The organism is Rhizobium sp. BK008, from assembly GCF_014197345.1.
Lineage (GTDB): Bacteria > Pseudomonadota > Alphaproteobacteria > Rhizobiales > Rhizobiaceae > Rhizobium > Rhizobium anhuiense.
Genome location: NZ_JACIFK010000007.1, coordinates 226,672 through 238,684, shown reverse-complemented (window position 1 = coordinate 238,684; position 12,013 = coordinate 226,672). Strand labels below are relative to the sequence as shown.

Here is a 12,013-nt window from a genome sequence, read left to right as displayed (position 1 = left end):
CGCCATCGATGCGGATCGTTCCAAGTTAATACCGGTCTATGCGGAACGCGGTCAAATCGACGGATGGTTTCACCCCGGTCACCATATCGGCGATCACAAGCGCTGTCGTTGCGGCATAGGTCAGGCCGAGATGGCCGTGGCCGGTCGCATAGAAAACACCCGGCATCTTCGACGACGGCGAAATGATCGGGATCGTATCGGGCAGCGCCGGGCGATGACCCATCCATTCCGTCGCCTCCTCGACCTTCAGGCCGGGCAGCGCACGCTGGGCATGGCGCACCAGCACCCGGGGGCGGCGGAAATCCGGAGCCGCGTCGAGACCGGCGAGTTCGACATTGCCGCCGACCCGGATGCCGCCCGCCGTCGGCGTCACCATGAAGGCGCGATGCGGCCAGATCACCGAATAGCGCATGGAGATGCCGGGCTTCATGATCTGGGTGTGATAGCCGCGTTCGGTTTCGAGCGGGATCGGCTCGCCGAGTTTTTCGGCGAGGAAACGGGTGTGGACACCGGCGGCAAGCACCACCGAACCGGCTTCGATGCGCCTGCCATCCTCGAGGAGAATGACTGATGTGCCATCGCCCCGGCGCTCGATATTCCTCACCGCGCCGGAAACGAAGGCAGCACCGGCGGCCAGGGCGGCCTCGGTCAATTTGACCACCAGCCTGTAGGGATCGCGGATCGACTTATTGTCGGGGAGCAGCACGGCTTTGGCGATCGCCGGTGATAGTGCGGGTTCGTAATATTGGATGGCGCCGTTGCTCAAGACCTCGAATTCGAGACCGTAGCGCTGCATCATGGCGAGATGCGCGCGATCGGCGGTAAATTCCGCCTCGGTCTCGTAGATCGCCAGGCATCCTTCCTCGGTCATCAATTCAGGCGCGCCGATCGCCTGCAACATCTGCCTGAAATCGCCGAGCGCACGGTTCGACAGGCTCATGCCGGCATCCTCGATCGCTCTCAGCCGCGAGGGCCGGCCGGCGGCGAGGAAGCGCAGGAACCAGGGCAGCATTTTTGCCGCATAGGAGGGCCGCAGCCAGACCGGGCCTTCCGGATCGAGCAGCCAGCCGGGGATCTTCTTCCAGGTCGAGGGGCCGGAACCGGCGGCAAAATCCAGCGCGATACTCGCCATATTGCCGAAAGAGGTGCCGCGTCCCGGCTCGCCCTTGTCGATCAGCGTCACCGCCAGGCCCCGCCGCTGCAGCTCGAAGGCGATCGAGGCGCCGATCACGCCCGCGCCGACGACAACCACGCTCTTCTTCGTCTCATCCGCCATGAATCAACCCATCGCACGGCAGACAGGATTGCCGTCGCGACTCTGATATATCAGATCTTCGATGATGCCTATGGAATTCTTACTGGCTTTCGGGGAGACCGGCACCGACGCTGTCGCCGACCGAACCGACGGTATTGTTCATCGACTGACCGAGACGTTTCAGCTGGGCGTCGTAGTTGCGCCGGGTGCGCGGATCGAAGATGGCGATCGGCGTGCTGACGGCGACGCTGACGGCACTTCCGGCGGTCTGGGCAGCGCCCATCGCCACCGCGCCGACGGCTTCGCCGAGCCCGACATTGGAATCGGTGATCGTCTGGCCGGCAATCAGCCGGTCGCCGATCAGCTTTACCACTTCGGGGCTTTCGGCGAACTTGCCGTGGTTCAGCCGGTCGCCGCCCTTGAGCTTGGTGAGGTCGAGCACGGTGATGCCGGCCGCCTCGAGCTTGCTGCGATAGGGCTCGGCGGAGGGATCGATCTGGCCGAGCCGGTCGACATTGCCGGAGATGCGCCGCGACAGCGCCAGAGCCCGGTCGTCCTGCGAGACGAAGATGGTGAAGTGCGGCTTGTCCTTGCCGAGACTTGCGAACTGGCGGCCGAAGACGTCGACATCGAGATCGGGCGAAGCGAGGATGACGTTATTGATCTTCGAAGCGACGTGACCGTTGCGGATCGCCATCTGCCTGAGCGCCTCGACGGTGAGCCACGTGCCCATCGAATGGGCCATGATGGTGACGTCGCTGACGGCGGGATTGGCGGCGGTGCGGGTCAGCAGCTCCTCCAGCGCGTCGCGGGAATAATTGGTGCTTTCCTTGTCGTAATTATAATCGAAGATGCTGGCGCGTGACGGCCAGGTGAAGACGACCGGCGCGACGTCGGCATGCGAATCATGGACGATCTGTGCGAAGCGGTAGACGGCGTCCTCATAACGATTGTTGAAGCCGTGGACGAAGACCAGCACCCGCCGGCTCTTCGGCATGTGGCTCTTCAGCCAGGTCTCGCCTGCCCGCTCGCCTTCCAGCGGATCGACGGAAACGGTGACGAAATCGCGCAGCGGATCGGCCGGCAGCCGATTTGGCCATTGCACCTGGCCGACCTTGCGATTGGCGTCCGGCGGAATGGAGACGTCGACGGCATTGACGGCGAGCCCGGTGCCGCGTTCGCCGGAGAACAGCACGGCGGGATTGTCATCGGCAGCCCGCGTCGTCGCGACGAGCAGATCGACCTTCGAGGTGCCCGGCGGCACGCTGCCGGCCGCCTGCATGACACCGACCGGCCTGCCGCCGCAGCCGGAAAGCGCCATGATTGCCACCAGAAGACCTGTCAGAGCCGCACGCGAGCCGCGCCTTTTGCCGATCATGACCAAACTCCAATCGGTTCACGCACCGGACAGGCGGCGCCCGTTCAAATAGTCCGACGAGGCTTGCCGAGTCAAACCGCGCGGGCTGGAAGCCTTTTGTTTGCGCAATCCCGGACCCGGACCGCGGCGCAGTTTTGCGGGCTTGCTCTTGAACTTTCTGCCGTCCACGGCGTTTTTCCCGATCGCATTCAATCGATGGATCACGGTGATGAAATTGCTCGGGATCACATGCTTATCGACGTTGGTGCTGATGCCTTCGCTCGGCTCGACCGAGACGCTCGGCGAGGCCGAGATCCGCCGCGATATCATCGGCAGGACGGTCTACCTCTCCACCCCGCTCGGCGGCGAACTACCGCTGATCTTCCGCTCCTCCGGCAAGGTCGACGGCAACGGCAAGGCGATCGGTCTCGGCCGCTATTTCAAGCCCAGCGATAGCGGCAGATGGTGGATCGACGCCAACCGCCTCTGCCAGAAATTCCAGAGCTGGAACAAGGGTAGGCCGATGTGCTTCGCACTCGAACGCACTGGCGCCAACAAGGTCAAATGGACCCGGGATAACGGCAGGACCGGCGTGGCACGGATCGGCAATTGATCGATTTCGATGGGGAAACGAAAAAAGCCCGACGCGGGAGGAGGTGCGCCGGGCTCTTGATCCTGACTGACAACTGGGAGGAGGAGTGTTGTCAGTCCGATGTAAGAGCGCTGGGAGGAGGAGTGCGCTGCTTACGAAGATAGTAATACCCAATTCTTTTGATCGGGAATAGCGAAAATACCGCAATGCAGCAATGCAATCAGCGCATGGCTTGCCTCTAAAATAACAGGCCAGCGCCTCATTTTACGGCATGTTTGACCATGTGGTCAAAATTCTGCCGAAAATTGCGGCCTAGGAGATCGGCGAGGCTGGACCCCTCATCCGCCTGCCGGCACCGACCGGGGTCGAGCCACTGGTCTCGACCCGTCCTTCGGACCCCCGCAAACGGGGCGAAGGGGATATGCCGCGCCCTCTCCATTCCCGCCTCGGCTCTCGCATGGCAGGTCCCCTCGCCCCGTTTACGGGGAGAGGGTTACGGTGAGGGGCAGCCACCGGGTGCAAATCAAGCCGCCTTGAACACCCTCCGACCCTCGGCATCGAGAGCCGAGAATTCCTCGTCCGACAGCGTGATATCAACCGCCGCAACGTTTTCCTCGAGATGCTTGACCTTTGAGGTGCCGGGGATCGGCAGCATGACCGGGCTGCGCTTCAGCACCCAGGCGAGCGCGATCTGGCTGGGGGCGGCATTGTGCTTTCTGGCAATCGTATCGAGCAGCGAACCCGGCTTGGCGAGATCGCCGGCGGCGAGCGGATACCACGGGATGAAACCGATATTGTGCTTGGCGCAATAATCGAGCACGTCCTCGCTGGTGCGGTCGACGAGATTGTAGCGGTTCTGGACGGTCGCGACCTTGAAGTGCTTCGACGCCGCTTCGATGTCGGCAACCGACACTTCGCTCAGCCCCGCATGGCGGATGAGGCCGGCATCGAGCAGCGATTTGATCGCGTCGAACTGTTCCTTGGCCGGCACTTTCGGATCGATGCGGTGCAACTGCCAGAGATCGATCTGCTCGACACCGAGATTACGCAGGCTCTTATGCGCCTGCTGGATCAGATATTCCGGACGTCCGACGGGCAGCCAGATGTTCGGGCCGTGGCGGGTGAGCCCGCCCTTGGTGGCGACGACGGACTTGGCGGCATAGGGATGCAGTGCCTCCTTGATCAGCCATTCGGAAATATCGGGGCCGTAGGAATCGGCCGTATCGATGAAGTTGACGCCAAGCTCCGGCAGCCGCTTCAGCGTGCGGATAGATTCGGCATGATCGGCGGGCTCGCCCCAGATTCCGTCACCGGTCACGCGCATGGCGCCGTATCCGAGACGGTTGACCTCGATCTCGCCGCCGATCTTGAAGGTGCCTGACTTGGCTGCGTTGTAACTGGACATGGTCTTTCCTCTCTTGGGTCAATAGATCACTGAAAGTCGATGAAACGGTCGGAGATGCCTGGGCTTTTGGGATGCCTTCGAGCGCGAATGCGCCCTGATCGAAAGGAATGCCGGCATGGTGATGACCCGCCCATCGAGATGATGAATGAGAATGTGGTCGCTGCGACGCTTGCACATATAGGATGGCACTGCAGGGATAACAGTGACGGCGATGAAAACATTGCCGTCGGACGGACGCGCAGCGCGTACAGGCGACTGCGAGGCGCCCTACGTCAAAGCCTGGTCTTCGCCTGGTCGCCGAACTCCGCCAGCATTTTCCAAAGCTCGGCGAAGATCTCATGCGCGAAAGCCTGCGGCGAGGCGCCTGCCGGGCGCTGCTGCCAGAGTTCGCCGCCGACGCGCAGCGCGCCGATGACGATTGCCGCCAGGACGCGCATCCGCGACCGCTGCTCCGAGTCATTTCCCCTGCGCAGCAGCAGCGCCTCGGCGAGCTTCTGTTCGAGCTTGGCGTATTTCAGCTGGTCGCGGGCTTTCAGCGCCGGCGTGCAACGGATGAGTTCGCCGAGCGCCAGGCCACGCTCGTCGACGGAAGCGATGACGGTTGTGGTGATCGCGGCCTCGACCGCCTCGACGGAGGATTCCTCTGCAGGCCTTGCGGCGATTTCCGCCATCAGCCGATCGGCAAAGCTATCCTGCCAGGCGAAAACCACCTCTTCCTTGGAGGGGAAATAGTCGAAGAAACTGCGCTTGGAGACATCAGCCGCCTCGGTGATGTCTTCGATCGTCGTGGCGTCGAAGCCGCGCTGGAGAAAGAGGGCCATCGCCGCGTTTTCGATGCGCTCGCGCGTCTGCCGCCGCTTGCGTTCCCGCCGGCCCTCCCCCGTCTCCGTCCGCTTGCTCTCAGCCATTCCTGCCCGGCATCACAATTCAGCCGCCGGTTTCGTTGGAAAAAGCGGCGACATCGTCGATTTCGGTCTCGCTGTTGCGATAGTTGAAGCGCTCGCGCGACAGTTCCAGCGGCTTACGGCGCGAAATCCTGTAAACGGAGGCCGGCGGCAGGTTGCGCACCGTGCCGCCGATGCGCACCGCCTTCAGGCCGAGACGGTCGAGGATCGGCCGCGGCACCGGGCAGCGCGGACCGTAGGTAAATTGATAGACCGCCCCGCCCGGCCGCATATAGGCGAAGGCGCCCGCCATGATCGAGGCGATCTTGCGCGGCGACATGGAGAGCAGCGGCAGGCCGCTGACGACAGCGCCAACCGGTTCGCCGTCGAAAATATCGGCATGAGCGAGCTGGGCCGCGTCCATCTGCAACACACGCGCCGTGGGGAAACGCGCCTGCAGAGAGTTTATGAACTCCGGACCGTATTCAATCAGCGTCAGATCCGCCTCACTGACGCCGCGCGCCAAAAGCGCGCGGGTGAAGACGCCGGTGCCCGGGCCGAGCTCGATGATCGGCCCGTCAAGTGCGACAATTTCACTGGTCATGATCCTGGCCAGCGAATCGCCCGACGGCGCGATGGCCGCGACGCGAAGCGGGTTGCTGATCCATGAGCGGAAAAAATGCAGGAAATCGGAGCATGCGGCCTTTGCGGTCATGACTATCCCACCTGTCTGAAATTCGATTGATTATGAAAAGCGACCATCGCGGCGAGCATGGCAATTCCAAGGCAGACAGGTCAATCGCTCTTCGATGCGGCTTATTGCAGCGCCGGCATCCAATATTGTTTGATTCTGTACTTATTGCATTTTTGCATTTGATGCAAGATATGAGCGTGACCGTTGCGGAAGGCCATGTCGTGGGCTGGGGTCCCGCCCCTCATCCGCCTGCCGGCGCCGACCGGGGTCGAGCCACGGGTCTCGACCCGTCCTTCGGACCCCCGCAAACGGGGCGAAGGGACCATGCCGCGACCTCTCCGTTCCCACTAACCTTTCGCAGGGCACGTCCCTTCGCCCCGCGAGCGGCGAGAGGGTTAGGGTGAGGGGCAGCCACAAGCGCGAACAGGAGGACTACCGCACTGGCCTCAGTAGTTGCAGCTGGAACTGCTCGTCGGGTTGAAGCCGAGCTTGCAATCCATGTTCAACGGCTTCTTCGGGTTCATCATATAATGGGTCGAGCCCGTGGTGTCCGAGGCGCGCGTGCCGATCGAATCGGTCGTGCGCCGGTCGCGCTCAACCCTGGTTTCCTGGCCGGCAACCGGACGCGTGGCTGCACCCTGCTCCGTCGCGCTCGACTGGAGGGGAGCTGCCGTGACCGAGAAAGCGGAAAGGCCGAGCATTGCGCCGAAGGCAGCGGCCATCAGGCCGTTGTTGAACGTGGTGGTCATCATCGTCTCCTTGGGAGGATTCAGGGAATTTGCGCCCCGGAGTTAGGAAGGCGATCTGTCACATACTACGGCGCCGAAACAGAGGTCACGGATATGTGAGCGGCACGCCGAGCAAGAAAAAGGCGGCTCGTCGCCGCCTCTTTCCTGTGCCGGCTCAATAGCCGTTATCACACGGCATGCTGCCGGGGCCGATCGATCCAGAAAACGTAGGGTTGCACATTTCCGGTGCTGCCGGCCTGTTCACCGGCTCGCGGATAATGGAGCCCGTGGTGCCGGCTTCGACGCCGAAGGCGGCCAGCGGATACCAATAGCCATCGGAATGGCGGCGGGTGCCGGGGCGTTCGGTGCGGAAGCCCTGATAACCATGCCAGGATCCGGCATGTGGTTTATATTGCACCGTTTTTACCTCCGAAATACCGGGCGGGAAAGCCGTCTGGACGGGAGCCGCCTGCACTGATGCAATCGAGGCGATGGCGAGAAGGGTGGCGAGCGCGGCGGTGGAAGGGGCAAGTCTGAGCATTTTCATGATAAACCCTCCTTACTGGATTTATCTCGGGAGAATGCCTTCCCCACCGGCGGAGTTCCGTGGCTCACATGCAATTCCAAAACTCGTGATTGCAGGCGATCCGGCGTGACTAAATCGCCGAAAAACGTGAAAAGTCGCGATCAGAAGAGGAGCTCAAAGAGCAGCCGGGCTGCACCGTGAATTCTCTGTTCTCAATTCGCGTATAATGTCCGGTAGCCCTGGCCGGAGAGGCAGGCGACATATTGACGATGGGCGGCGGCGCGCGCCGTGGTTTCCGCCTCAAGTTCATCGGCCCCGGCATAACCGGTCAGCTGGGCGCGCAGCTGATACTGCTTCCGCGCCTCGTCATACATGGCGTTGCCGTCGGTCATGCAAATGCCGTGCGCAACAGAAGGCGGGTTGACCGGCACGCCGACTGCCAGGAGCACGGGATCATTGGCATGGTCGACACAGCCGGCAAGCGCCGTCATCATCGCCAGGGCAGCCAGAGCCCGAAAAATTCCCACCATCATGCATTCCTCCGGCCGAAGCGCCTCTGAGATCATCAGAGCTGCGGATACATCAGGAAGGTTGCGCGAAACTAGGCAAATCACCCTTTCAGACAAAAGCCGCCGCTTGTCTATTTCGGGCATGCGGGCCAAGAATGGCGGGCGCCCCGAATATGTTTAAAATATTGCTAAATTATTACATTGATGCTTACTTACAATAGTAGACACTAATCTCTCCGGGGGAGGAAGATTATGGCTTCGCCGTGGGTAAACGACGCACTGTCACATGCACAATCAGCGTTTTCCAGCAAGATCAACACGGATATCCTTGAGGTTGGGGGCGGCTCTCGCACGCATATCCCACTAAAAGGCGCGCGATATACGGTCCTGGACATCTCCAAGGAGCAGCTCGAGAAGAACAAGGACGCCGCGGAAAGGATCCTCGGCGATGCTCAAACCATCGACTATGGAGATCGCCGCTTCGACGCCTGCGTGTTCTGGGACGTTCTCGAGCATTTGGAAAACCCGCGCTCCGCCTTGTTGAGAGCCCATGATACCTTGTCTCCCGGCGGTCTGGTGTTCGTCAAAGGTCCGATCCTCAGTTCCGCCAAGGGGATCTTCACCGACCTCACACCCTGGTGGAGCCATGTCCTGTTCTATCGCTACGTGCTGCGGCAGAAAAACGCAGGGAAGCCGGGCTATGCGCCGTTTCGCGTCGAGCACGCCGCCGAGGCATCCCATTCGGAGATTGCCCAGACATTGAAGGAACTCGGCATGGATATCGTCTTCGTCGGCGAATATGTGTCGACCCAGGTGCATGCGCTCAAGGACAGAATTCCCCCGCTTTATTGGCTCTATGAGGCTTTCGGCCTTCTGCTGCGCGCAGTTTCGGCCGGAAGGATCGGGGGACGGGAGACGGAGTTCCTGATCGTCGCCAAGTGCCTTCGACAGTAACTCCCCACCAAAATCTATATAGCACTGCGGAATCCCGAAATTGGCTGCGCTATTGAAATCATTCCATATTTCCTGATGCCGACGCCTCACGAAGCGCGGCGAATTTCGGAATCCCGAAGCGGGGGAATTTCGGGATCCCGAAGTGGCGTTTTTTTCTTCCTGCCGACGCGACCGCGTTTGTCAGCGGCAATCTTGCGGTCGGTCTCGGACCATTTCCGGCATCTTTCGGCCGTGCATCGCTTCCACTCGTCGGTGGGCGGCGCGCCTTCATGATCACCGACAAAGGTGAGCGTGAACCGGTTGGGATGCGCGACCCCGCTGCCCGCCCGGCCGCGGCGAACTTTTATCAGCCCCTTATATTCGAGCTCGTCGATCGCATCGGCCACATATTCGCCGGTCACGCCGTAGGAAACGAACTGCGGATGCGTCACGACAAGCTTGCCGTTTTCCAAGGCGGCGTGCGACGTGTGCTCGATGACGATGCGGAAGAAGGCGCGGCAGGCATTCGCACTCAGTGTCGTGAAGGCCGCAGATTCCAGCAACTGAATGGTGAACCATTGCCAGCGAAGGCACCCGTCATCCGTGCCGCTCGGCGGAGCGGTATGCTTGCGCACCATCGCCCGCGTCTTTCCCTGACTGGTTCGGCTTTTGTCGCGAGGGTTGAATTCCGCCATCAGCCCCTCGCCCGCGTTGCCGGCCGATCCTTCGGCAATCTACTCACCCTGCGAGACCGGGAATTCTGTTCATAAAGCGGGCGGCGGCCCAGGCTCGTCCCGGCGACCAACTCGCCGATAAGGAAAAATTTGCTCGACATCCGGCATTCCATGGTTGCAATCATGGCAACCTAGCGCAAGAACGATCCATGAACTAGGAAAATATTCTTAGTTTCGATCTTACATCGTTCGGTTGCGTCTGCTAGGATCAGGGCGCTGAATCTCGAGGGGTAGGAGCGCGATGCGAATGATCGGCATGGGGGAAAAGAGCGTGGTGGTTTGCGGCAAGCGATTGCTGGTCTTGTTTTCGATCTTGCTGGCAAGCGCCGTCCAGGCCTTTCCCTGCGATCAGCCGGTCGTGATCTCGAATTGGTCGTTCTGTGCGACCGGCAATGTGAGCGCTGAGGGCGGCGCCGCTGATTGGAAAATCGTTCCCGCATGGACTCACCAGGACGCCATAAGCGCGTATTTCGGAAACGATCCGCGGCTCCTGGCAAACCACGGGCTTTGCAACGCCAAATTCCGTCGCGTCGTCCTCTGCCAGCCGGGATGGCAAACGGGCAACCCGGATGAGTGCTCATACCTGGTTTGCAGCGGCTATTACTCATCCTTGTTCGGGAAGGAAGAAAGGGAAGCCTATATGAAAGACCATCCGGACGAGCAATAGTTTTTCGATTCGCTGTCTTGGGGGCCTTTCGCTTCGCTGTCTTGGGGCAGAGACTGGAACGGCCGATGAGAAGTACTTGACCTTCTCCCGATCTCGATCTTGAAAACCTCAAGCAGTTTCGCGCAGGACGATTATCGCAGCCTCGGCACTACCCGTCCTCTTCATCAGCAAATATGCTCGCGGTCGGCGGCCGAACGGCGCCCCACAACCTTTAATGTTCAGAGGCCCTGCCCGCATGACATCACTGCATTGGAAGAGATTTGCCTGGTTTTGCCTGTGCCTCACACTCTCCCATCCGGCCTGGTCCGCCGGCGGCATCGAGATCCCGGGCTACGCGCCGGCGACGGGCGTCGAGCGCAGCTACCGCGTTCAAAAAGCGACTGAGACCGATATGTCGTTCTGGTTCGACAAGCCAGGCGCCTCGGCCATGACGATGCGCGGCGCGTTTCGCCAGCGTATGACGGTGCTGTCGCGGGATGAAGACGGCATGCGGGTCCGCTGGTCCCTCAGCGCCGATTTGCCGGCAGGCACCGCTGGCCTTGCCGATAGCTATCAGATGAACCTGCTCTATCGGAATTCTCTGACAGCCTATGGCACCGCCACGCTCGAATTCGAAACCGACCTGAACGGCAACCCGCGCACTCTCTCCGATGCCGATCAGATCGTGGCGCATATGCGGGAGATGGCTGCTGGCGGCGCTCCCTCAGCCGGCGCCTCCGCGGCGCGGGAAAGCGGGGTCTATGACATTATCGCCAAGCTGGAGGCGAACCCTCTGCAGATCGTTGCCGCCCTGGCGCCGGAAGCGCAACTGCTTGCCACAGGGCAATCCTACCAGGCGGAGACGATGGAAATGGGACAGGCCTCGGTGGCATCCCGAGACGAGGACTATGGCGGCGTCAATGTCCCGGTGACCTCGACCTGGACCCTGAAATCGACCGACGCAACCGCAGGCACGGCAACCCTTTCGCTGTCGGAGGAAGCCGATGCCGCAGCGTTCAGCCAGTCGCAGCAGCCGGTGATCGCAAATTTGATGAGCAGCTTTGCCGAGCGGGCAAAGAGCCTGACGGCCGATCAGCTGGCTTCCGTCAAACGCGCCAGCAAGAACCGAAGCGTCGAACTCGTGGTGTCCCTGAACGATGGCTCGACGCTCGAAGCGTCGGAGATCGTGACCGTTACCACGGGAGACGCAACGTTTCGCACATACACCCATATCCAACGCGAGGACATGCCGGCCAAGCTGCCGCTGCCTGCCGTGCTGACGGCAAAAGACTTGCAGACGCCTGATTTGGGCATCGAGCCGCTGCCATCGGCCAAGACCGGGCCGGGCATCCTGGATGAGCTTTCGACACCTCCTGCGCCGCCAACGGCATCACAAGATACGGCCGCTGCCGCAGATGATGACGGGGCCAAGGCAATCGCACCTGTCTCGCTTGCGGTGAAGAGTGCGGAGGTAGCTCTGTCCCCCGTGTCCTACGACCACGGACTGAATATCATGCTCACCCCGGAAAGCGCTGCCGCATTCCGCGATTTCACCCAGGCGGCATTGGGGCGACAAACGCAGATGCTGATCAACGACAATGTCGTCATGGAACCCTGGATGAGGGAGCCGATCATGGATGGCCGCATTGTTCTGTCGGGAACGGATCGGAAAGATTTGGAAGCGCTGGCGGAACAGCTGAAGGCTCCCGGCGCCAAGATTGTCGTCCGGCTACGCCCATGAAGGCGCCAC

At 61.3% G+C, this 12,013-nt stretch carries 14 protein-coding genes; 4 read left to right on the top strand and 10 right to left on the bottom strand.

Annotated features, from left to right (window positions below):
- Positions 1-25: 25 nt before the first annotated feature.
- From FHT69_RS25315 to FHT69_RS25305, 3 genes are all read right to left on the bottom strand, one after another.
- A complete protein-coding gene (locus FHT69_RS25315; RefSeq protein WP_183906120.1) occupies positions 26-1,276 on the bottom strand; it encodes an FAD-binding oxidoreductase in 1,251 nt (416 codons plus the stop codon).
- A gap of 79 nt (positions 1,277-1,355) precedes the next feature.
- On the bottom strand, positions 1,356-2,633 hold the full coding sequence (locus FHT69_RS25310) for an alpha/beta hydrolase (RefSeq protein ID WP_028755436.1): 1,278 nt from the start codon (positions 2,631-2,633) through the stop codon (positions 1,356-1,358).
- Positions 2,634-2,651: 18 nt separating this feature from the next.
- Entirely contained in the window at positions 2,652-2,861 is a 210-nt protein-coding gene (locus FHT69_RS25305) for a hypothetical protein (protein ID WP_168332448.1), read from the bottom strand.
- Between FHT69_RS25305 and FHT69_RS25300 the strand changes: the two genes are divergently transcribed.
- Positions 2,842-3,225 carry a hypothetical protein gene (locus tag FHT69_RS25300; protein WP_028755437.1) on the top strand — a complete coding sequence of 128 codons (384 nt, stop codon included), beginning with the start codon at positions 2,842-2,844 and terminating at the stop codon, positions 3,223-3,225. The two genes, FHT69_RS25305 and FHT69_RS25300, sit on opposite strands and share 20 nt — an antisense overlap.
- 502 nt (positions 3,226-3,727) lie before the next feature.
- On the opposite strand, the gene FHT69_RS25295 is transcribed toward FHT69_RS25300, so the two are convergent.
- The 6 genes from FHT69_RS25295 to FHT69_RS25270 all read right to left on the bottom strand — a co-directional run bounded on the left by FHT69_RS25295 (position 3,728) and on the right by FHT69_RS25270 (position 7,974).
- The gene (locus FHT69_RS25295; protein ID WP_048338230.1) at positions 3,728-4,609 is read right to left on the bottom strand and encodes an aldo/keto reductase; all 882 of its coding nucleotides are present in this window, start codon (positions 4,607-4,609) and stop codon (positions 3,728-3,730) included.
- Positions 4,610-4,881: 272 nt separating this feature from the next.
- On the bottom strand, positions 4,882-5,517 hold the full coding sequence (locus FHT69_RS25290; RefSeq protein WP_183906119.1) for a TetR family transcriptional regulator: 636 nt from the start codon (positions 5,515-5,517) through the stop codon (positions 4,882-4,884).
- 19 nt (positions 5,518-5,536) lie between these two features.
- Positions 5,537-6,208: a class I SAM-dependent methyltransferase gene (locus FHT69_RS25285; protein WP_183906118.1), complete on the bottom strand. Its 672-nt coding sequence runs from the start codon at positions 6,206-6,208 to the stop codon at positions 5,537-5,539.
- 425 nt (positions 6,209-6,633) lie between these two features.
- Positions 6,634-6,936 (bottom strand): hypothetical protein, encoded by a 303-nt coding sequence (locus tag FHT69_RS25280; protein WP_183906117.1) that lies wholly within the window; start codon positions 6,934-6,936, stop codon positions 6,634-6,636.
- Positions 6,937-7,090: 154 nt separating this feature from the next.
- The gene (locus FHT69_RS25275) at positions 7,091-7,462 is read right to left on the bottom strand and encodes a hypothetical protein (protein ID WP_028755441.1); all 372 of its coding nucleotides are present in this window, start codon (positions 7,460-7,462) and stop codon (positions 7,091-7,093) included.
- Between the two features lie 191 nt (positions 7,463-7,653).
- On the bottom strand, positions 7,654-7,974 hold the full coding sequence (locus FHT69_RS25270; protein ID WP_028755442.1) for a hypothetical protein: 321 nt from the start codon (positions 7,972-7,974) through the stop codon (positions 7,654-7,656).
- Positions 7,975-8,202: 228 nt separating this feature from the next.
- Between FHT69_RS25270 and FHT69_RS25265 the strand changes: the two genes are divergently transcribed.
- Positions 8,203-8,904, top strand: a complete 702-nt coding sequence (locus FHT69_RS25265) for a class I SAM-dependent methyltransferase (protein ID WP_028755443.1) — start codon at positions 8,203-8,205, stop codon at positions 8,902-8,904.
- 86 nt (positions 8,905-8,990) lie between these two features.
- On the opposite strand, the gene FHT69_RS25260 is transcribed toward FHT69_RS25265, so the two are convergent.
- On the bottom strand, positions 8,991-9,578 hold the full coding sequence (locus tag FHT69_RS25260) for a hypothetical protein (protein WP_183906116.1): 588 nt from the start codon (positions 9,576-9,578) through the stop codon (positions 8,991-8,993).
- 280 nt (positions 9,579-9,858) lie between these two features.
- Here FHT69_RS25260 and FHT69_RS25255 point away from each other — a divergent pair, with 280 nt between their 5' ends.
- Complete coding sequence (locus FHT69_RS25255) at positions 9,859-10,284, top strand: hypothetical protein (RefSeq protein WP_132573669.1); 426 nt, start codon at positions 9,859-9,861, stop codon at positions 10,282-10,284.
- A gap of 235 nt (positions 10,285-10,519) precedes the next feature.
- The gene (locus tag FHT69_RS25250; protein WP_028755446.1) at positions 10,520-12,004 is read left to right on the top strand and encodes a hypothetical protein; all 1,485 of its coding nucleotides are present in this window, start codon (positions 10,520-10,522) and stop codon (positions 12,002-12,004) included.
- The last annotated feature ends 9 nt before the right edge of the window (positions 12,005-12,013 follow it).